The organism is Streptomyces sp. R28, assembly GCF_041052385.1.
Lineage (GTDB): Bacteria > Actinomycetota > Actinomycetes > Streptomycetales > Streptomycetaceae > Streptomyces.
On record NZ_CP163439.1, the window covers coordinates 6,824,104 to 6,841,041 of the forward strand.

General features: G+C 70.2%; 18 protein-coding genes. 13 read left to right on the plus strand and 5 right to left on the minus strand.

All coding sequences use genetic code 11. The features are described from left to right. Nucleotides 1-69 precede the first annotated feature (69 nt). From AB5J49_RS30725 to AB5J49_RS30735, 3 genes are all read right to left on the minus strand, one after another. Nucleotides 70-333 (minus strand): type II toxin-antitoxin system RelE/ParE family toxin, encoded by a 264-nt coding sequence (locus AB5J49_RS30725; protein ID WP_369172113.1) that lies wholly within the window; start codon nt 331-333, stop codon nt 70-72. After that, the gene (locus AB5J49_RS30730; RefSeq protein WP_369172114.1) at nt 326-595 is read right to left on the minus strand and encodes a type II toxin-antitoxin system Phd/YefM family antitoxin; all 270 of its coding nucleotides are present in this window, start codon (nt 593-595) and stop codon (nt 326-328) included. The genes AB5J49_RS30725 and AB5J49_RS30730 overlap by 8 nt, the downstream gene beginning before the upstream one ends. A gap of 326 nt (nt 596-921) precedes the next feature. Next, a complete protein-coding gene (locus AB5J49_RS30735; RefSeq protein WP_369172115.1) occupies nt 922-1,362 on the minus strand; it encodes a nuclear transport factor 2 family protein in 441 nt (146 codons plus the stop codon). A 73-nt stretch (nt 1,363-1,435) separates the two neighbouring features. Here AB5J49_RS30735 and AB5J49_RS30740 point away from each other — a divergent pair, with 73 nt between their 5' ends. The 10 genes from AB5J49_RS30740 (at nt 1,436) to AB5J49_RS30785 (ending at nt 10,349) form a co-directional block, all read left to right on the plus strand. Continuing rightward, nucleotides 1,436-2,359, plus strand: coding sequence for a 3-hydroxyacyl-CoA dehydrogenase NAD-binding domain-containing protein (locus AB5J49_RS30740; RefSeq protein ID WP_369172116.1), 924 nt, complete (start codon nt 1,436-1,438; stop codon nt 2,357-2,359). Then, complete coding sequence (locus AB5J49_RS30745; protein ID WP_369172117.1) at nt 2,359-3,345, plus strand: zinc-binding alcohol dehydrogenase family protein; 987 nt, start codon at nt 2,359-2,361, stop codon at nt 3,343-3,345. The genes AB5J49_RS30740 and AB5J49_RS30745 overlap by 1 nt, the downstream gene beginning before the upstream one ends. A gap of 73 nt (nt 3,346-3,418) precedes the next feature. Beyond that, nucleotides 3,419-4,057 carry a hypothetical protein gene (locus AB5J49_RS30750; protein ID WP_369172118.1) on the plus strand — a complete coding sequence of 213 codons (639 nt, stop codon included), beginning with the start codon at nt 3,419-3,421 and terminating at the stop codon, nt 4,055-4,057. A 30-nt stretch (nt 4,058-4,087) separates the two neighbouring features. After that, a complete protein-coding gene (locus AB5J49_RS30755; protein ID WP_369172119.1) occupies nt 4,088-5,008 on the plus strand; it encodes an NADP-dependent oxidoreductase in 921 nt (306 codons plus the stop codon). Next, the gene (locus AB5J49_RS30760; protein ID WP_369172120.1) at nt 5,005-6,606 is read left to right on the plus strand and encodes an MFS transporter; all 1,602 of its coding nucleotides are present in this window, start codon (nt 5,005-5,007) and stop codon (nt 6,604-6,606) included. Before AB5J49_RS30755 ends, AB5J49_RS30760 begins: the two co-directional genes overlap by 4 nt. Nucleotide 6,607: 1 nt before the next feature. After that, nucleotides 6,608-7,003, plus strand: coding sequence for a PPOX class F420-dependent oxidoreductase (locus AB5J49_RS30765; protein WP_369172121.1), 396 nt, complete (start codon nt 6,608-6,610; stop codon nt 7,001-7,003). Nucleotides 7,004-7,102: 99 nt separating this feature from the next. Then, nucleotides 7,103-7,936: a DUF6081 family protein gene (locus AB5J49_RS30770; RefSeq protein WP_369172122.1), complete on the plus strand. Its 834-nt coding sequence runs from the start codon at nt 7,103-7,105 to the stop codon at nt 7,934-7,936. A 52-nt stretch (nt 7,937-7,988) separates the two neighbouring features. Further along, nucleotides 7,989-8,873: an NmrA/HSCARG family protein gene (locus tag AB5J49_RS30775; RefSeq protein ID WP_369172123.1), complete on the plus strand. Its 885-nt coding sequence runs from the start codon at nt 7,989-7,991 to the stop codon at nt 8,871-8,873. Next, nucleotides 8,870-10,015, plus strand: coding sequence for a hydrolase (locus AB5J49_RS30780; protein ID WP_369172124.1), 1,146 nt, complete (start codon nt 8,870-8,872; stop codon nt 10,013-10,015). Before AB5J49_RS30775 ends, AB5J49_RS30780 begins: the two co-directional genes overlap by 4 nt. Further along, nucleotides 10,008-10,349 (plus strand): antibiotic biosynthesis monooxygenase, encoded by a 342-nt coding sequence (locus AB5J49_RS30785; protein ID WP_369172125.1) that lies wholly within the window; start codon nt 10,008-10,010, stop codon nt 10,347-10,349. Before AB5J49_RS30780 ends, AB5J49_RS30785 begins: the two co-directional genes overlap by 8 nt. Here AB5J49_RS30785 and AB5J49_RS30790 read toward each other — a convergent pair. Next, nucleotides 10,315-11,127, minus strand: a complete 813-nt coding sequence (locus tag AB5J49_RS30790) for a TetR/AcrR family transcriptional regulator (RefSeq protein ID WP_369172126.1) — start codon at nt 11,125-11,127, stop codon at nt 10,315-10,317. The two genes, AB5J49_RS30785 and AB5J49_RS30790, sit on opposite strands and share 35 nt — an antisense overlap. Before the next feature lie 90 nt (nt 11,128-11,217). On the opposite strand from AB5J49_RS30790, the gene AB5J49_RS30795 reads away from it, so the two are divergent. From AB5J49_RS30795 to AB5J49_RS30805, 3 genes are all read left to right on the plus strand, one after another. Further along, nucleotides 11,218-12,954 carry an MFS transporter gene (locus tag AB5J49_RS30795; RefSeq protein WP_369172127.1) on the plus strand — a complete coding sequence of 579 codons (1,737 nt, stop codon included), beginning with the start codon at nt 11,218-11,220 and terminating at the stop codon, nt 12,952-12,954. Continuing rightward, nucleotides 12,955-15,090 (plus strand): MMPL family transporter, encoded by a 2,136-nt coding sequence (locus AB5J49_RS30800; RefSeq protein ID WP_369172128.1) that lies wholly within the window; start codon nt 12,955-12,957, stop codon nt 15,088-15,090. Between the two features lie 154 nt (nt 15,091-15,244). Continuing rightward, nucleotides 15,245-16,012 (plus strand): BTAD domain-containing putative transcriptional regulator, encoded by a 768-nt coding sequence (locus AB5J49_RS30805; protein WP_369172129.1) that lies wholly within the window; start codon nt 15,245-15,247, stop codon nt 16,010-16,012. Between the two features lie 74 nt (nt 16,013-16,086). On the opposite strand, the gene AB5J49_RS30810 is transcribed toward AB5J49_RS30805, so the two are convergent. Then, the gene (locus tag AB5J49_RS30810) at nt 16,087-16,872 is read right to left on the minus strand and encodes a 3-oxoacyl-ACP reductase (protein ID WP_369172130.1); all 786 of its coding nucleotides are present in this window, start codon (nt 16,870-16,872) and stop codon (nt 16,087-16,089) included. Between the last annotated feature and the right edge of the window lie 66 nt (nt 16,873-16,938).

Below are 16,938 nucleotides of genomic sequence, written 5' to 3' on the forward strand. Positions count from 1 at the left end.
GGAGGTCGACCCCTTCGTTGTCACCGTGCTGGATGGGTGCTGGATGTTCTGACGCTGAATCAGTTGGCGTCAGGTGTCGTAAACGGTGGAGCGATGTCCGACGTGCACGATCCAGACCACCAGTTCTCCGTTGTCGATCGTGTAGACGACGCGGTAGTCGCCGACTCGCAGCCGACGGCGCTCAGGCTGGGACACCAAAGCGGTGGTGTTGAAACCGAGGGGGTCGCTCTCCAGCTCGGTCAGCTTGGCCAGGATGCGGAGTGCCATGTCGCGAGGGATCTTGCGTAGCTCTGCCTGTGCTTCGGGTCGGAAGACGGTGCGGTATTCACTCACTGCGTGCCAGCGTCTCCCTCATGATGTCCTCGATCGGGATGCCGGGTGCCGGGTTGGTCATGCGCTCGTCGATGATCCGGTTGATCTCGCGCTCTTCCCATTCCTGGTACTTGCGCAGCACCTCGATGGACACCACGGCGGCGACTTCCTTGCCTCGGCGTGTGATGACCGTGGGTACGTCGTCGCGGTCCGCGCGCTCCACGACCTCGGCCAGGTGAGCACGCACGTCGCGGATGGACTCTATGGGCAGCGGCTGCGTCATGAGCCCAAGGGTACCGAGTGTCCCATGTGTACACAATGCGCGCGGCGGGTCTGTGGCGCTCTCTCGCTCGTGCTGGATGTGCTGGATGAACTCGCACCGTGCTGGATCGGTGCTGATGAGGACTCCGAAAACCACGTTTCCGCAGGTGAGAGCTCTGTGCTGAACGTTCCGGTTCAACGTGTGAGCAGCTCAGAAGGGCCGGTCTCCGCAGGGACCGGCCCTTTGGCATTCCGGCCCGTCGGGGTCGCACGTCGGAAGGGGTCGGGCTCAGGAGCGCCCGACCCCTCTGCGTTCCCGTGCTGGACCGGTGCCGACCTCTGCGGCGCTCAGCCGGGGAAGACGTGGTCGTGGGTGACGTGGCGGGAGCGCAGGAGCAGTTCGCCGTCCTCGCCCCGGACCAGGACGTCGTGGACGACGCAGCTCGGGCCGAACTCGGGCTCCTTGACGTCGGCGTGGACGGTGAGGACCAGGCAGTAGCTCGTCGCCGTGATCGAGCCGTCGGCCGCCTGGTCCACGGCCACGTGGTTGAACCAGTGCCGGCGCTGGATCCTGCGGGCGTCGAACTTGCGGTGGAAGTCCTCCAGGACGTCGATGATCCCGGCACGGGTATGGGCGGCGGGCAGCGTGGGGGAGTGCTTGAACTCGCCGTCCTCGGTGAAGGTCGCGGCGTAGCCGGCGAAGTCGCGGCCGTCCAGCTTCTGCATCTGGTGGCCGTAGAACGACAGGACCTCGGCATACAGGCCGGTGGGAAGCGCGGTGATGGTCATGCGGCCACGGTCGCCCCGTCGCCTCGAAGCCCGCTCGAGCCGGGTTCGAGCAGGCCCTGCCAGCCTCGACGTCATGAGCACCGTGACAGTGATCGGGGCGGGCACGATCGGCCTGGGATGGATCAATCTGTTCAGCGCCCGCGGACTGACCGTACGGGTCAACAGCCGCAGGCCTGACGCCCGTCGCATCGTGCGCGAGGGGCTCGAGCTGTTCTCCCCGGGGCGGGCGGACGAGCTGGCGGCGCGGATCGAGTTCGAGCCGGACGTCGGCCGGGCGGTGGCCGGAGCGGACCTCGTCTCCGAGAACGCGCCCGACGACCTGCCCCTCAAGCAGCGGCTGTTCGCCGAGATCGGCGAGGCCGCCCCGGACCACGCGCTCGTACTGTCCTCGACGTCGAAACTGCTCCCCGACGACCTGAGCCGGGACATGCCCGGACCGGGCCGGCTGGTCGTAGCCCATCCCTTCAACCCGCCGCACATAGTTCCGCTGGTCGAGGTGATCGGCGGGGAACGCACCGACCCGGAGGCCGTCGAACGGGCGGTGGTCTTCCTGGAGTCGGTCGGGCGGACACCGGTCGTACTGCGCAGGGCGCTGCCCGGCTTCGCCGCCAACCGGCTGCAGTCCGCGCTGCTGCGCGAGAGCATCCACCTCGTCCTCGAAGGCGTGGTGACCGTCGAGGAGCTCGACCGGATCGTCACCGACTCGATCGGCCTGCGCTGGTCCACCATCGGACCCTTCCACGCGTTCCACCTGGGCGGCGGGCCGGGCGGGCTGCGCAAATGGCTCGAGCATCTCGGCAGCGGCCTCGAACAGGGCTGGCGTGGGCTCGGACAGCCCGCCCTCACCCCCCAGGCCGTCGAAACCGTGGTCGAACAGACCGAAGCCGCCTACGGCGAGCGGACCTATGCCGAGCTGGTCCGGGACCGTGACGACCGGCACCACGCCGTACTGGCCGCCCTGGGGCGGACCGGGCAGTCCCAGGAGGAGAAGAAGTGATGCGTGCCGTCCAGTTCGACCGGTACGGCGCCCCCGACGTGCTGTACGTCGCCGAGCGCCCGGTCCCCGAGCCCGGCCCCGGCCAGGTGAGGATCGCCGTCGAGGCGGTCAGCGTCGGCCATGCGCAGACCCAGATGCGGCGTGAGGTCTTCCCCGCGCCGATGTGGAAGCCCGTCTTCCCCGTCGTCCTCGGCGGGGACGTGGTCGGCAGGATCACCGCGCTGGGACCCGGCGTCGCGGGACTGCGCCCGGGAGACCGGGTCGGCGCCTTCACCCTCTACGGCGCCTACGCCGAGCAGGTCGTCGTCGACGCCGGCACCGTCGTACCCGTACCCGAGGAGCTGGACGCCGCCGAGGCCGCGGTCCTGCCGGGCACCGGACTGATCGCCCTCGGCGTTCTGCGGACCGGGCAACTGAGCAAGGGCGAGACGGTGCTGGTGCATGCGGCGGCCGGCGGCGTGGGCCATATCGCGGTCCAGCTCGCCCGGGCAGCCGGGGCCGGGCAGGTCATCGGCACCGCGGGCGAGGCCGCCAAGCGTGAGTTCGCCCGCGCCACGGGCGCCGACGCCGTCGTCGACCACCGCTCCCCGCACTGGGCCGAGGAGGTCCGGGAACTCACCGGGGGACGCGGGCCCGACCTGATCCTGGACGGCGTCGGCGCCGAGGTCCTGCAGCAGGGCATCCGCCTGCTCGCCCCGGGCGGCCGGCTGGTGTTCTACGGCTCGTCCGGCGGCGAGCTGGAGATCCCGCGGGTGTCGGTGATGGACCTCATCGGCATCAAGTACGTCACCGGCTTCGCACTGTCGGCCTGGCGGGGCGGCCGCCCGCACGAGTACGAGGCGGGCGTCGCCGAGCTCACCCGGCTGCTGGTCGACGGACAGGTGAAGTCCGCCGTACACGCCCGGCTGCCCCTGGAGCGGGCCGCCGAGGCGCACACCATCCTCGAGGCCAGGGCCCAGCTGGGACGGGTCGTACTCATTCCCTGACTCTGACTCTCCCTGACCCTTCTCCGACCTCCATTCCGAGTTCGTATTCCAAGAGTCCGAAGGAGACCTTTCCATGACCTCATCGCGTCAACAGGTGATACGTCTGACCACCGCGTCCGCCCTCGCCCTGGCGGGAATCGTGAGTCTGGGCACCAGCGCGCATGCCGCGAACGTGGACGTGCCCTACGAGTGCCGCACCTGGGTGCAGGGCAACACGCACCCGGTCTACGACTACAAGCGCGGCTTCGATGTCACCGTGCCCGCCTCGGTCCGCGCGGGCAAGAAGTTCGAGGCCACGTACGACCCGGCCCCGATCACCGCCTTCGCCCAGTACAACAAGATCGTCAAGGACGTGCGGGTCGCCTACCGGATCCCGGAGGGCGCGAAGGTCAAGCAGGTGAAGCTCACCGGCGGCAGCGGCCTCGGCGACTCCGCTCTCCAGGTCAAGGTCGAGGGCAAGGACATCATCGTCAGCGCCTCCGGTCCGCTCGAGGGCGGTGTCGAATTCGACCTGCCGACGCTGAAGGTCACCTACAAGGCGCCGAAGGACGCCGGTACGCTCAACTTCGGCCCCGGTGGCTCCAGTTACGAGCAGCCCGGCTTCTACTGGTACCGCTACCAGCCGATTCTGGACGAGTGGGGCCCGTTCGAGTGCTTCCCCGACCCGGCGAAGCCCGCGACCGTGCTGGCCAGCACGCAGGTCGCCAAGTAGCAGCAACCGTCAAACGAACGTGGAGAACGCATGCCTAAGGCCATAGCCATCCAGCAGTTCGGCGGACCGGACGTACTGGGCCTCATCGATGTCCCCGAGCCGGTGCCAGGGCCGGGCCAGGTGACGGTCCGGGTGCGGGCCGTCGGGGTCAACGGGTTCGACTGCCGGGTGCGTTCCGGCGGCATGCGGGGTCGTTATCCGGTCGAGTTCCCGCAGATCATCGGCAACGAGTTCGCCGGGGTCGTCGAGCGGACCGGGCCGGAGGTGGCCGGGTTCGCGCCCGGCGACGAGGTGCTGGGGTTCGCCGTCATGCAGTCCGGCGCCGAGCTGCTCGCCGTCGGCGCGGACCAGATCACCGCCAAGCCGCCGGAGCTGTCGTGGGAGGTCGCGGGGTCCCTGTCGGCCGTGGGGCAGACCGCTGACATCGCCCTGGCCGAACTGCGGGTCGGCAAGGGGGACACCGTGCTCGTGCACGCCGCGGCAGGCGGCGTCGGCAGCCTCGCCGTCCAGCTCGTCAAGGAGCGGGGCGGCACGGCGATCGGCAGTGCCGGCGAGCACAACCACGAGTTCCTGCGCTCGCTGGGCGCGCTGCCCGTCGCCTACGGCCCCGGCTTCGCCGACCGGGTACGCGCCCTGGCCCCGGACGGCGTGGACGCGGCCCTCGACTGCCACGGTGGACCGGAGGCGCTCGCCGTGTCACTCGAACTCGTCGCGGACCGGGCCAGGATCGCCACCATCGCCAACTTCCGTGCCGCGGCCCAGGAGGGCATCCTCATGCCGCAGGTGGTGCGGTCCGCCGAGCGGCTCGCCGCCCTGGCCGCACTCTGCGCCGAGGGACGGCTGCGGCCGCACGTCGAGGCCGTCCTCCCCTTCGCCAAGGCGGCCGAGGCCCACCACAGGCTGGAGCAGGGCCATGTGCGCGGGAAGCTCGTCCTGGTGCCGGACCAGTGACATCGGCTCCTGCCCGACCGGGCGGCCCGGCGCACGAGGGACATCCGCGGCGCTGGGCCGTTCTCGCGGTGCTGGTCCTGAGCCTGGTGAGCATCATCCTCGACAACACCGTGCTCAACGTGACGCTGCGCACCCTCACCGACCCGGAGCAGGGCCTCGGCGCCTCGCACAGCCAGGTCGAATGGGTGCTCAGCGCCTACACCCTCGCCTTCGCGGCGACGCTGTTCACCTGGGGTGTGCTCGGCGACCGGCTGGGCCGCAGACGCGTACTCCTGCTGGGCCTCGCCCTGTTCGGGCTGTCGTCCCTGGCCGGGGCCTACGCCGGGTCGCCGGAGCAGCTCATCGCCGCCCGCGCCTGCATGGGGGTGAGCGGCGCGGCGGTTCTGCCGAGCACGCTGGCCACCATCGCCGCCGTCTTCCCGATGCGGGAGCGCCCCAAGGCCCTCGGGATCTGGGCGGCTTCGGTCGGCTTCGCCCTCGGCATCGGACCGGTCACCGGCGGGCTGCTGCTCGCGCACTTCTGGTGGGGCTCGGTCTTCCTGGTCAACGTGCCGATCGTGGCGGTCTGCCTGGTCGCGGTGGTGCTGCTGGTGCCCGAGACCCGGGGCACCACGGGCAAGCGCGTCGACGCGGCCGGACTGCTGCTCTCGATCGCCGGTCTCGTGCTGCTCGTCTACGCGATCATCGAGGCCGGCCGGAGCGGCGGGGTCACCGAGCCCACGGTCTGGGGCACCGGCCTGGCGGGCCTCGGCCTGCTGGGTGTGTTCCTGTGGCACGAGCGCCGTACCGCCGAACCCTCGCTGGAGCTCGGCTTCTTCCGGCTCAAGGCCTTCTCCACCGCCGTCGCGGCCGTCGGCTTCGTCAGCTTCGCGATGATGGGCTTCCTCTTCTTCAGCGCCTTCTACCTGCAGAGCGTGCGCGGCTACACCCCGCTGCAGGCCGGGAGTTGCACCGTGGCGCTGGCCGTCGCGAACGTGGTCTGCGGACCCCTCAGCACGGTCCTGGTCCGCTCGATCGGCGCCCGGAACGTGTGCGCGGCGGGCATGCTGGCCGTGACCGCCGCACTCTCCGGTGTCGTCTTCGTGACCCAGCACGCTCCGCTCTGGCTGATCCTCGCCTTGTTCGCCGCACTGGGGGCAGGCGTAGCCTGCGTCATGCCGACCGCAGCCGTGTCCATCATGAACGCGATCCCACGCGAGAAGGCGGGCGTGGCCTCAGCGATGAACAACACCGTGCGCCAGCTGGGCGGCGCCCTGGGCGTCGCGGTGCTCGGGTCCCTCATGGGCGCCGCCTACCGCAGTGGCATCGAGGACGAGCTCGCCGTACTGCCGCCTTCCGTGCGGCACGAGGCCGGGGAGTCCCTGGATGCCACGCTCCTTGCTGCGACTCGGCTGGGGGAGAGCGGACTTGTCGGTCCCGCACGGCAGGCTTTCCTGGACGCCATGCATCTGGCCGCCGGGACAGCTGCCGCGGCGGCCCTCGTGGGCGCCCTAGCCGTGCTCCGCTGGCTGCCCTCCACCGTCACGACTCCGACGCCCCCGGCAGGCCCCGCGCCCCGCCGGGAGCATTCCGACCACACCAAGGCCCAAGGAAGCTGACATGCCTTTCACTCCTGACGAGCTCGAGTACTACGCCTCCCAGAACCTCGGCCGACTGGCCACCGTGGCGGCCGACGGCCAGCCCCAGGTCAACCCCGTCTCGTTCACGATCAACACCGAGACCGGCACGATCGACATCGGCGGGCACAACCTGACGGCCAGCAAGAAGTTCCGCAACGTCGGCAAGAACGACCAGGTCGCCTTCGTGGTCGACGATCTGATCTCCATGCAGCCGTGGAACGTACGCGGTATCGAAGTGCGCGGTCGGGCCGAGGCACTGACCGACGCCCAGCCGCCGCACCCGTACTTCGGCACCGCGATGATCCGTATCCACCCCAAGCGCATCATCACCTGGGGCCTCGGCGAAGACGCCGCTCAGCGCGGCCGCAACGTCTGACCCGGGGGCCCAGGCCCCTTCGACTCCGCTTCGAGCGGACCTCGATGCCCTCTTGCCAGGGTGGAGCCCGTAGGACGGGCACACCACGGGGAGGGCCGGATGAGCACAGAAATCTTCCGCGAGGATTTCACGGGGGGACTGGTGACCGACGGACCGGGCGCGCCATGGCGGCTGCGCCCGGTCGACGGTCTCCCCGAAGGGGACGGGGTGGTCCGCGGCGGGCCGGACGGCCTGAGGGTCGTGCCGAGCGCCGTCCAGCCCCGGACCAGGCGGGCGGCGTTCACCGAGCCGAAGCCGGGGCCGGACGGCGCCCCGCTCCATCTGCGGTGGGGGGCCTTCACCACCGGCGGCACCGCCTCCGCGCGCGGTGGGTTCACCGCGGTGCCGGGTGAACTGCTCTCGGTCACGGCCGAGATGGGACTGCGCGGCTTCGGCCTGCGCTCCCATCCGTACGACGACGTCACCGAGGCGACCTCGGACGCCCGGCTCGGCGCGGGCGGTCTGATCTCGGTCGACCTCGAGACCGGCATGATCTTCGACTTCTTCCTCACGCACGGCCGCCTCTACGCGGTCTACGAGCGGCTAGCGCTGCAGCCGGACGCCCAGTTCGCGTCCTTCACCTACTGCGTCCCGGTCGCGGACCGCACCCCGGGCACGCTCCACCGGCTCGAGGTCGGTTACGACGTCGCGGCCGGCACCGTCCACTGGAAGGCCGACGGGCAGGAGGTGCTGTCCGTGGACCGGATCGGCTTCCGCTCGCTGGACGCGCGCTGGCTGCGCCGGGACAACGGCGGCCGGGAGGAAGCCGTACGCCCGCGCGGCCTCAGCTTCGGCCTGGGGCTCTTCCTGGAGCGCTACTTCGGCCAGGGGGTGCGGCTGTCGGTCAGCCGGCTCTCGGTGTCCACCTCGCCCGCCGGTTCCCGCGACGCGTGACGACCGACGTGTGACGACCGACTCGTGACGACGACCAACGAAAGGCACAGCCATGCCCGATGAGAACAAGCCCGTACTGGTCCTCGGCGCCACCGGCAAGCAAGGCGGCTCCACGGCCCGGTACCTGCTGGAACGCGGCTGGACCGTCCGGGCCTTCGTCCGTGACCCGGGCGCGCCCAAGGCCAAGGAGCTGCGCGAGCTGGGCGCGAGCCTGCACACCGGCGACCTGGAGGACGCCGAGTCGGTGCGCGCGGCGATGAAGGGCGCGTACGGCGTGTTCAGCATCCAGACGCCGATGACACCGGCGGGCGTGGAGGGCGAGGAGCGGCAGGGCAAGATCTGCGCCGACGCCGCTCGCGACCTCGGCATCCAGCACTACGTCCACAGCTCGGTCGGCGGCGCGGAGCAGCCGGAGGGCGTGAACTGGCGGCTGTCCAAGCTGGCGATCGAGCAGCGGATCCAGGAGAACGAGCTCACCTTCACCTTCCTGCGGCCGTCGTACTTCATGGAGAACCTGAACCACGACATGTCGCCCCTCGTCATGGAGGACGGCGTACTGACCTTCCGGCGGGGGCTCGGGCCGACCAACACGCTGCAGATGATCAGCGGCCCCGACATCGGGTACTTCGCGGCCGACGCCTTCGAGGACCCGGAGACCTTCGGCGGCGCCAAGATCGAGCTGGCCGGGGACGAGCTGACCGGCGAGCAGATCGCGGACGCGTTCGGCCGGCACACCGGGCTGCCCGCCCGCTTCGTCTCGGTGCCGATACCGGAGCTGCGCCGCACGGGCTTCGAGTGGCAGGCGATCTCGTACACCTGGCTCAACGGGATCGGCTATCACGCCGACATCCCCACGCTGCGCGCCCGGTTCCCGCAGCTGCTCACCCTCGACCAGTGGCTGGCCAAGACCGGCTGGGCCCCGGTGGACGCGGCATGAGTGCGGACGCGATGCCCCGGGAGCGCCCGCCCCTGGAGGCAGGGGCCCGCCGGATCGCCGAGCTCGCCGGGAAGCGGGCGGCCGACGCCGAGCAGCAGCGCCGGCTGAGCCCCGATGTCGTCCGTGCGGTCCTTGCGGCCGGTTTCGCCGCCCACTTCGTCCCGGCGGCGCACGGCGGCAGGGCCGCGACCTTCGCCGAGCTCGTGGAGCCGGTCGCCGTGCTGGGCGAGGCCTGCGCCTCGGCCGCCTGGTATGCGTCCCTCACGGCGAGTCTCGGCCGGATGGCCGCCTATCTTCCGGACGAGGGCCAGGCCGAGCTGTGGTCCGCCGGCCCCGACGCCCTGATCGTCGGTGCCCTGATGCCGCTCGGCCGCGCCGAGCGGACGGCGGGCGGCTGGCAGGTCTCGGGCACCTGGCCGTTCGTCAGCGTCGTCGACCACTCCGACTGGGCGCTGGTGTGCGCCAAGGCGGGGGAGGAGCCGTGGTTCTTCGCGGTGCCGCGGGCGGCGTACGGGATCGTCGACAGCTGGTATCCGATGGGCATGCGCGGCACGGGCAGCAACACCCTCGTACTCGACGGGGTGTTCGTGCCGGACGCGCGGGCCTGTACCCGGGCGGCCATCGCGGCCGGCCTCGGTCCGGGCGCCGAGGCGATCTGCCACACCGTGCCCATGCGGGCGGTCAACGGGCTGGCCTTCGCGCTGCCGATGCTCGGCGCGGCCCGCGGCGCCGCGGCCGTGTGGACCTCATGGATCGCCGCGAAGCTGGCCGGGCCGACCGGGCAGAACGCCGTCTCCTCCCAGGACCGCGTGCTGTACGAGCACACGCTGGCCCGGGCCACCGGCGAGATCGACGCGGCCCAGCTGCTGCTGGAGCGGGTCGCCGCGGTCGCCGACGCCGGCGGGGTGACCGGCGAACTCGTCGGCCGTGGGGCGCGGGACTGTGCCCTGGCCGCCGAGCTGCTGACCGCCGCGACCGACCGGCTGTTCGCCTCCGCGGGCACCAGGGCGCAGGCGCAGGACAGCCCGATGCAGCGCTTCTGGCGCGATGTGCACGCGGCTGCGAGCCATATCGGCCTGCAGTTCGGGCCGGGAGCGACGCTGTATGCCGGGGAGCTGCTGAGGAGGGGCAACGATGGCTGAAGTGAACGATCCGCAGGTGGGTTTTGTCGCCGTCGTCACCTTCCCGGTGGACGGCCCCGCCACCCAGCGCAAGCTGGTCGAGCTGGCCACGGGCGGGGTGCAGGAGTGGATCCGTGAGGTGCCCGGCTTTCTGTCGGCCACCTACCACGCGAGCACGGACGGCACCGCGGTCGTCAACTACGCCCAGTGGGAGAGCGAGCAGGCCTACCGGGAGAACTTCAGCGCCGACCCGCGCTCGGCGAAGCTGCGGGAGGCGCTGAGCTCTCTGCCCGGGCTCATGGGACCGCCGAAGGCCGTCTTCATGACCCCGCAGGGGTCGATCCTGCCGACCTGACGCCGTCGTCCGCACCGTCGTCGACACCGTCGCCGGCTCCGGCCACCAGGCCGGCGATGATGATCTCCAGGCCGAGCTCGAACCGGCGGTCGGAGTCGAGCGAGGTGATCGGCCCGGCCAGGTGGACCAGGTTCGGGAACTGGGCGGCCGGCAGCGACTTCAGGTAGCCGTGGAGCTGGTCGGCGAACATGCCGGCCTGCTCCCGGCTCTGCTCCGCACCGGAATGCCGGGACGACTGCTCCAGGGCCTCCGCCGTGACGAAGGTCGACAGCAGGTCGCCCCCGTAGGCGGCGAGTTCGTCCCGCAGGCCCCCCGCGCGCAGCAGATTCAGGGTGCGCTCCATCCCCATGATCCCGTTGGGCCCCAGTGGCACCCGGTCGATCGCGATGCGCGCCAGATCCCGGTGGGCCAGGAACATCCGCCGCAGTGACCGGCACATCTCCTTGACCTGCTCCGCCCAGCGGCCCGGCTCCGGCTGCGGGATCTCCACCTCGGTCAGTACGAGGTCGAAGACGAGGTCGAGCAGCTCGTCCCGGTTCCCCACGTGCGCGTACAGCGAAGCGTGGCCGGTCTTCAGCTCCTGTGCGAGCCGCCGCATGCTCAGGGCGTCGAGCCCCTCGGCGTCGAGGATGCCGAGCGCCGTGTCGACGATCCGGTCCTGGGTCAGGGGCATGCGCGGCGGCGCCTTCTTCGGCCGGCGCCACGGAGGTACGGGGATCTCCTCGGGCATGGGCCTCCTTCCTTCGCTTCGCGGCGGGTGGATCTCATCGTATGGCATCGACGGGCCACCGTTTCTTGACACGACCACCGTTCCACTATAGAACGGTGGTCGTTCGTGGACCTATTGTCGAGAACCTCGGGGGATGCCATGAGTTCCGTTGAAGCAGACGAGCCGGACGGGGCCGCGGCGCCTCCGACGGCGCTGGTGTCCGAGCAGGATCCGGGGCCGGACGCAGCCGCCGCCGAGCCCCCGGCCTACGCGCGCCGCTGGGCCGCGCTGGCGGTCATCCTCGGCGCCGAGATCATGGACCTACTCGACGGCACGGTCATGAACATCGCCGCGCCCGCGGTCCGCGCGGATCTGGGCGGCAGCCTCAGCGTCATCCAGTGGATCACCGTCGGGTACACGCTCGCGTTCGCCGTCCTGCTCGTGGTCGGCGGACGACTGGGCGACATCTTCGGCCGCAAGCGCATGTTCGTCATCGGCGCCGTCGGATTCACCCTGGCCTCCGTGCTGTGCGCGGTGGCGGGCAATTCCGAGATGCTCATCGCCGCTCGCTTCCTGCAGGGCGGGCTGGGCGCGCTGATGATTCCGCAGGGGCTCGGCCTCATCAAACAGATGTTCCCGCCCAAGGAGACGGCGGCGGCGTTCGGCGCGTTCGGGCCCGCCATCGGGCTGGGCGCCGTGCTCGGCCCGATCATCGCCGGATTCCTGGTCGACGCCGACCTGTTCGGCACGGGCTGGCGGTCCGTCTTCCTGATCAACCTGCCGATCGGCGCGGCCGTGGTCATCGGTGCGGTGCTGCTGCTGCCCGAGGGCAAGGCACCGGTGCGGCCGAAGTTCGACGTCGGCGGCATGCTGCTGGTGACGCTCGGCCTGACCCTGCTGATCTTCCCGCTCGTCCAGGGGCGCGAACGCGACTGGCCCGCCTGGACGTTCGTGCTGATGGCGGCCGGAGCGGCCGTGCTCGCCGCCTTCGTCGCCTACGAACTGCGCCAGGAGAAGCGCGGCGGTGCCACGCTCATCGAGCTCAGCCTGCTGCGCAGGTCCCGCTACGCCGCGGGACTGGCGGTGGCGCTGGTGTTCTTCACCGGCATCTCCGGAATGTCGCTGCTGCTCGGCCTGCATCTGCAGATCGGCCTCGGCTTCAGCCCGACCCGGGCGGCGCTGACGATGATGCCCTGGTCGGTGTTCCTGGTCGTCGGCGCGATCCTGACCGGCGCGGTGCTGGGCGCGAAGTTCGGCCGCAAGGCCCTGCACGGCGGGCTCGTGGTGATGGCGCTCGGCGTTCTGATCATGCTGCTGACCATCGGGGACCAGGCCGGCGGGCTGACCAGCTGGGAGCTCGTGCCCGGCATCGCCGTGGCCGGACTCGGCATGGGCATCATGATCGGTCTGCTCTTCGACATCGCCCTGGCCGACGTCGACAAGCAGGAGGCCGGCACCGCCTCAGGGGTCCTCACCGCGGTCCAGCAACTCGGCTTCGCGGTCGGCGTCGCGGTGCTCGCGACGCTGTTCTTCGGACTGCTCGGCTCCCAGGCCACGGCGAGCGTCGCCGACGGCGAGAGCCGGACCCGGTCCGAACTCGCCGCCGCCGGGGCGAGTTCGGCCGAGCAGGACCGGCTGCTCGCCGACCTGCGGGTGTGCCTGAGGGAATCGGCGAGCCAGAAGGACTCCGAGCACACACCGGACAGCTGCCGGAACATCCAGCAGGCCCGGCCGGAGCTGGCCGAGGCCACGGCGCGGGCCTGGCAGACGGCCCACACCAAGAACTTCAGCACCGCGATGGTCCGCACGCTCTGGATCGTGATCGGACTGCTGGCGGTGTCCTTCGCGCTGGCCTTCCGGCTGCCGCCCAAGCCTCGTGAGGAAGAGGGTTTTTAGATGACACGCAAACTGCTGGCCTGGCCCGGTGGGCGCCGGGTCAAGTGGCTGGTGCTGGTGGGCTGGATCGGTCTGCTGATCGTGCTCCAGCCGCTGGCCGGCAAGCTCGGCGACGTCGAGTCCAACGACGCCGCAGCCTGGCTGCCCGGCAACGCGGAATCGACCGAAGTGCTCAAGCTCTCCGAGAAGTTCCAGCCCGCCGACACGAGTCCGGCCATCGTCGTCTACGACCGCTCGTCCGGGATCACGGCGGCCGACGAGGCCAAGGCCCGGGCCGACGCGGCGGACTTCGCGGACGGCAAGAACGTGGTGGGCGAGCCGTACGGCCCGGTGCGCTCCAAGGACGGCAAGGCCCTGCGCACCGTGGTCAACGTGCACCTCGGCAAGGAGGGCTGGGAGGGGCTCAACGAGGCCACGAAGGATCTGCGCAAGGCCGCGCAGCCCAACGCGCCCGACGGTCTCGGCGTCCATGTGACGGGCCCGACCGGCTATGCCGCCGACTCCGCGGAGTCCTTCAGCAGCGCCGACTTCAAGCTCACGCTGGCGACCTTCCTCATCGTCGTGACGATCCTCGTCATCACCTACCGCAGTCCGCTGCTCTGGCTGCTGCCGATGATCTCCGCGGGCATGTCCCTGGTCATCTCGCAGGCCATCATCTACCTGCTGGCCAAGAACGCGGGACTCACGGTCAACGCCCAGACGGCGATGATCCTCACGGTGCTGGTGCTCGGCGCCGCCACCGACTACGCGCTGCTGCTGGTCGCCCGCTACCGGGAGGAGCTGCGGCGGCACGAGGACCGGCACGAGGCCATGGCCGGGGCGCTGCACCGCGCGGGTCCCGCCATCGTGGCCAGCGCCGCCACCGTCGCCATCAGCATGCTCGTGCTGCTGCTGGCCGCGCTGAACTCCACCAAGGGCCTCGGCCCGGTCTGCGCCGTCGGCGTGCTGGTCGGCCTGCTGTCGATGATGACGCTGCTGCCCGCCCTGCTGGTGATCTTCGGACGCTGGATCTTCTGGCCGGCCCGGCCGAAGCACGGTACGGAGCCCGATGTCACCCGGGGCGTGTGGACACGGGTCGCCCGGGGGGTCTCCGGCCGCCCGCGTGGGGTCTGGGTCATCACCAGCCTGGTGCTGGGGGCGGTGGCCACACTGGCCCTCACCCTGAACGCCGACGGGTTGCAGCAGAAGGACGGCTTCAAGACCAAGCCGGAGTCGGTGGTGGGTGAGGAGATCCTCGCCCGGCACTTCCCGGCCGGTTCCGGTGAGCCGATGGTCGTCATCGCCAAGGACTCCTCGGCGGCCCAGGTACGTGGCGCACTTCAGAAGGTGCCCGGCGTCACCGAGGTCGCGGAGCCCCAGGTCAAGGACGGGCTGGCCTATGTCGAGGTGACGCTCAGCTCCGGAGCGGACAGTCCGGCGGCCATGGACGCGGTCACCGCGGCCCGCGAGAGCCTCGGCCGGCTGGACGGGGCGGAGGCGATGGTGGGCGGCAGCAGCGCCGTCGTGCACGACATGCGCGAGGCGTCCAGCCGCGACCGCGGCCTGATCATTCCGGTGATCCTCGCGGTGGTGTTCTGCATCCTCGCGCTGCTGCTGCGGGCGCTCGTGGCCCCGCTGCTGCTGATCGCGAGCGTGGTGCTGTCCTTCTTCACGGCGCTCGGTCTCGCCGCGTTCTTCTTCAACCACGTCTTCGACTTCGCGGGGGCCGATTCCGCTTTCCCGCTCTGGGTATTCGTCTTTTTGGTTGCCCTGGGCGTCGACTACAACATCTTCCTAGTCACACGGATCAGGGAGGAGAGCAACCGGTTCGGCACCCGGCAGGGCGCGCTCAAGGGCCTCACCTCGACCGGTGGCGTGATCACCGCGGCCGGACTGGTGCTGGCCGGGACCTTCGCCGCCCTGGCCACGCTGCCGCTGGTCTTCATCGCCGAACTCGGCTTCACGGTGGCGGTGGGCATCCTGCTCGACACCATGATCGTGCGGTCGGTGCTGGTCACCGCGCTCACCCTTGATGTCGGCCGGTGGATGTGGTGGCCGCACCGGCTCTTCCGGCGCGAGGACTCCGCCGAGGAAATGGCCGGATCGGGAATTTCCGATTCTGTGAATTCGGAGGCGCCGGCTCCTGTTTCCCCGTAGAAAAGCCGGAAAATGTGAATCAGCGCAGCTCGCTGCGCTGATTTACATTTGGACAAGTAAATGATCTCTTGTGACGCCAACCACATTGAAGTGTGTCAAGTAGGCCTGTTATTGTCGCCCCTAAGAAAACGGAGAATCTCGACGGGGGCGCAGGATGAGATTCAATCTGTTGGGGCATGTCCATGTAATCACTGACGCGGGGCGGCTAATTCCGCTTAAATCCTCGAAAGCGACCCAGCTCCTGGCGTTGCTGCTGCTCAGGCGGCATGAGGTGGTGGGCTCGGGGGTGCTCATCGAGGAACTGTGGGCGGATGATCCGCCGCGCAGCGCCATGACAACACTGCAGACCTACGTCTACCACACCCGCCGACTGCTGGCGGAGCACCAGGTGACAGGCGCGGAACGGGAGTTGGTCCTGACCCGGCCGCCCGGTTACTTCGCCCTGATCGACGACGACGAGCTCGATGTCACGATCGTCGAGCGGCTGATCCGCACGGGCAGCCGACTGCTTGAGGAGAACCGTCCCGAGGAGGCGCTCGCGTCGCTGAACTCGGGACTGGATCTATGGCGCGGCCCGGCGCTGTCCACCGTGCCGTGCGGCCGGGTACTCGAAAGTCATATCGCTCATCTGGAAGAGCTCCGGCTCTTCGGGGTACAGCTCCGCATCGACGCGAATTGGCGGCTGGGCAGGATAGGGCCCATGATTCCGGAGCTGCGGTCCCTGGTAATTTCCCATCCGCTCAACGAGACCCTGCACGCCAAGCTGATGGGAGCCCTCTACCGGGTGGGCAGGCGAGCGGAGGCGCTGGCCTCGTACCGAAATCTCCGGCAGATTCTCTCCGATGAGCTGGGGGTGGACCCGACACCCGAAATCCAGCGCATGCATATGGAGATTCTCAACGGTGATCACGTGCTCGCGTAGGAACCGGCCGGTGAACGCGGTGGAGCCCCTCGCAGCCTGCGAGGGGCTCCACCGCGTTCACGCGCCGCCGGCCGTCAGTAGTTCCCCAGGCCGCCGCAGACGTTCAGCGCCTGCGCGGTGACCGCGGCCGCCCCGTCCCCGATCAGATACGCCACCATCTCCGCCACCTCGGACGGCTGCACATACCGGCCGATCGGGACGCGCGCGGTGATCCGGTCGAAGGCCTCCTCGGTCGACACCTCCCAGATCTCCGAGTAGTGCTCGCGCACGGACGCGGCCATCGGCGTCTCGACGAATCCGGGGCAGACGGCGTTCACCGTGATGCCGGTCCTCGCCAGTTCGAGGCCGAGCGCCTTGCTGAAACCGACCACGCCGTGCTTCGACGCCGAGTACGGCGCGGCGTGCACCACGCCCTGCTTCCCGCCCGTCGAGGCGATGTTGATGATCCGGCCGGTTCCCCGTTCGAGCATGCCGCCGGCCTTCAGGACCTGCTTGGTCACCCGGAACACGCTGGTGAGATTGGTGTCGATCACATCGAGCCAGAGCTCGTCGGCGAGCTCGGCCGTGGCACCGCCGCCGGGCCGGCCCGCGTTGTTCACCAGGACGTCGACCGGACCGTAGCGCTCGACCACCGCCGCCACGAGGGCCTCGATCTCGGCGACCGAGCGGACGTCGCAGGTCCGGCCGTCCGCCTCCACCCCCTCTTCGCGCAGCTCCTTCAGCGTCGTGTGCAGCGCTTCCTCGCCACGCGCGCAGACGAAGACATGCAACCCCTCCTTACCGAGCCGTCGGGCGATCTCCAGCCCGATACCGCTGGTTGCGCCCGTCACCAGTGCGACCTTCGAGCCCTGCGTGGCCATGTGTCCCTCTCCCTGATTCGTGTCCCTCACCTGCCCAGCCTTGGGCGCCGGGCTCGAGCGACGGTC

Coding starts and splice junctions, on each gene's coding strand:
- AB5J49_RS30730 (WP_369172114.1), bottom strand. CDS start 595: ATGACGCAGCCGCTGCCCATAGAGTCCATCCGCGACGTGCGTGCTCAC.
- AB5J49_RS30735 (WP_369172115.1), bottom strand. CDS start 1,362: ATGACCATCACCGCGCTTCCCACCGGCCTGTATGCCGAGGTCCTGTCG.
- AB5J49_RS30740 (WP_369172116.1), top strand. CDS start 1,436: ATGAGCACCGTGACAGTGATCGGGGCGGGCACGATCGGCCTGGGATGG.
- AB5J49_RS30745 (WP_369172117.1), top strand. CDS start 2,359: ATGCGTGCCGTCCAGTTCGACCGGTACGGCGCCCCCGACGTGCTGTAC.
- AB5J49_RS30750 (WP_369172118.1), top strand. CDS start 3,419: ATGACCTCATCGCGTCAACAGGTGATACGTCTGACCACCGCGTCCGCC.
- AB5J49_RS30755 (WP_369172119.1), top strand. CDS start 4,088: ATGCCTAAGGCCATAGCCATCCAGCAGTTCGGCGGACCGGACGTACTG.
- AB5J49_RS30765 (WP_369172121.1), top strand. CDS start 6,608: ATGCCTTTCACTCCTGACGAGCTCGAGTACTACGCCTCCCAGAACCTC.
- AB5J49_RS30770 (WP_369172122.1), top strand. CDS start 7,103: ATGAGCACAGAAATCTTCCGCGAGGATTTCACGGGGGGACTGGTGACC.
- AB5J49_RS30775 (WP_369172123.1), top strand. CDS start 7,989: ATGCCCGATGAGAACAAGCCCGTACTGGTCCTCGGCGCCACCGGCAAG.
- AB5J49_RS30780 (WP_369172124.1), top strand. CDS start 8,870: ATGAGTGCGGACGCGATGCCCCGGGAGCGCCCGCCCCTGGAGGCAGGG.
- AB5J49_RS30785 (WP_369172125.1), top strand. CDS start 10,008: ATGGCTGAAGTGAACGATCCGCAGGTGGGTTTTGTCGCCGTCGTCACC.
- AB5J49_RS30790 (WP_369172126.1), bottom strand. CDS start 11,127: ATGCCATACGATGAGATCCACCCGCCGCGAAGCGAAGGAAGGAGGCCC.
- AB5J49_RS30795 (WP_369172127.1), top strand. CDS start 11,218: ATGAGTTCCGTTGAAGCAGACGAGCCGGACGGGGCCGCGGCGCCTCCG.
- AB5J49_RS30800 (WP_369172128.1), top strand. CDS start 12,955: ATGACACGCAAACTGCTGGCCTGGCCCGGTGGGCGCCGGGTCAAGTGG.
- AB5J49_RS30805 (WP_369172129.1), top strand. CDS start 15,245: ATGAGATTCAATCTGTTGGGGCATGTCCATGTAATCACTGACGCGGGG.
- AB5J49_RS30810 (WP_369172130.1), bottom strand. CDS start 16,872: ATGGCCACGCAGGGCTCGAAGGTCGCACTGGTGACGGGCGCAACCAGC.